Source organism: Armatimonas sp., assembly GCF_043760365.1.
Taxonomy (GTDB): domain Bacteria; phylum Armatimonadota; class Armatimonadia; order Armatimonadales; family Armatimonadaceae; genus Armatimonas.
On record NZ_JAYUPA010000344.1, the window covers coordinates 1 to 1,866 of the forward strand.

The window sequence follows — 1,866 nt, forward strand, 5'->3', positions numbered from 1 at the left end:
TGCGGCCAGCTACGTCACCAGAAACGCGGACGCCACTCTGCTCACAAGCCTTCTCGTCGGCGAGTTCTGCTACGTGCTCAACACGCGCCAGATGGGAAAGAGCAGCCTCAGTGTTCGCACGATTGTCGCTCTCCAGGAGAAGGGGGTCAAGACAGTTTTCCTGGATCTCACGCGCTTTGGCGGGCAGAATGTCACGGCCGAGCAGTGGTACCTGGGCTTGCTGGTGGAAACGGGACGGGCACTGGGCCTACGCGCAGAGTTTCTCGCCTACTGGAAAGCCCACGCTGAGTTTAGCTTCGTCCAGCGCTTCTTTGGCGCACTGGGTGAGGTTGCCTTAGAAAAACTCACCGACTCCATCGTCATCTTTGTGGACGAGCTCGATGCCGCGCTTTCGCTCCCCTTTCTCGTGGACGAGTTCTTCGGGGCCTTGCGCGAGAGCTTCAACCGCCGCACCCAGGACGAGCGGTTCCAGCGCCTCACCTTCTGCCTTCTCGGTGTCGCCACGCCCGCTGACCTCATCTCAGACACGCGTATGTCGCCCTTCAACATTGGCAAGCGCATCACCCTCACCGACTTCATGACGAGCGAGGCCGCACCGCTCGCCTCGCATCTGACCGGTGGTAAGCCTGTGCTGGATCGGGTGCTCCACTGGACGGGTGGGCATCCCTACCTCACGCAGCGCCTCTGTCGTGCTATCGCCGAAGAGCCGCACGAGGTCAAGCCCGCCGACGTGGATCGGCTCTGCGAAGCACTCTTTCTCTCCAAGTCGGCAAGAGACAGCGACGATAACCTCAGCTTTGTGCGTAATCGCCTGCTCCGAAGTGAAGTCGATCTGGCCTCGCTGCTCGACCTCTACGGCAAGGTGCGCTCCGGTAAGCGCGTCCCTGATGACGAGACCAACCCGCTCGTGCCCGTCCTGCGCCTCTCCGGGGTAGCACGCGTGGATGCCAGCGGCCATCTGATCGTCCGCAACCGCATCTATGATCACGTCTTCGATAAGCACTGGATTCTCTCGCACATGCCCGATGCCGAGTTGCGCCGACAAAAGGAAGCCTACCGTCGGGGCACCTTGCGTACAGGTTTCCTTGCGGGTGCTGTTATCGCCGTCATCGGGCTCCTTGCTCTGAACGCCTCCCAGAACGCAAAGAAGGCCCGCCTGGACGCCAACCGAGCGAAAAGGGCAGAGATCGCGGCTAAGGAGAGCACGGAAGAAGCCCGCCATAACCTCTACATCGCCAACATGAACGTTATCCAGGCAGACTACGAGAAGAACAACTTCAGCCGCATCAACAAGCTCCTTGAGGAAACCAAAGACAGCCCCTATCGTGGCTTCGAGTGGGGCTACTGGAACCGCCTGTGCAACCAGAATCGACTAACTCTTAAAGGACACACAGGCCCCGTTAACTCCGCCGTGTACTCCCCCGATGGAAAGTATGTCGTGACGGGGGGCATGGACAAAACTGCCAAGGTCTGGGATGCAGCAACAGGCAAGGAGCTTTTAAGCCTCCATGGTCACAGCGATCGTGTGTACGGGGTCGCGTTCTCTCCTAAAGGTGAGCGAATCGCAACGGCGAGTGTTGATGGGACAGCCAAGGTATGGGACTCAAGAACAGGGCGTGAGCTATTTACTTTGAAGGGGCATACTGGGCCAGTCTACTGCGTAACATTCTCCCCCGATGGCAAACGCCTCGTGACGGGTGGCACAGATGAAAAGCAAAAATGGTGGGATGGCCAATTGCGAGTTCCTGCTCTAAATATCAGGATTTGGGATTCTGGTACGGGTCAACAAACCCTTGCCATTCGCCATGATGTTCCGATTGAATCGGTTGAATTCTCTCCTGATGGCAAACGCATCCTTGTAAGTAG

At 58.2% G+C, this 1,866-nt stretch carries 1 protein-coding gene; it reads left to right on the forward strand.

All coding sequences use genetic code 11. From position 1 onward, the window contains the following. A partial coding sequence (locus ACH2EH_RS08470) for an AAA-like domain-containing protein (RefSeq protein WP_395140742.1) occupies positions 1–1,866 on the forward strand: 1,866 nt, incomplete at both ends.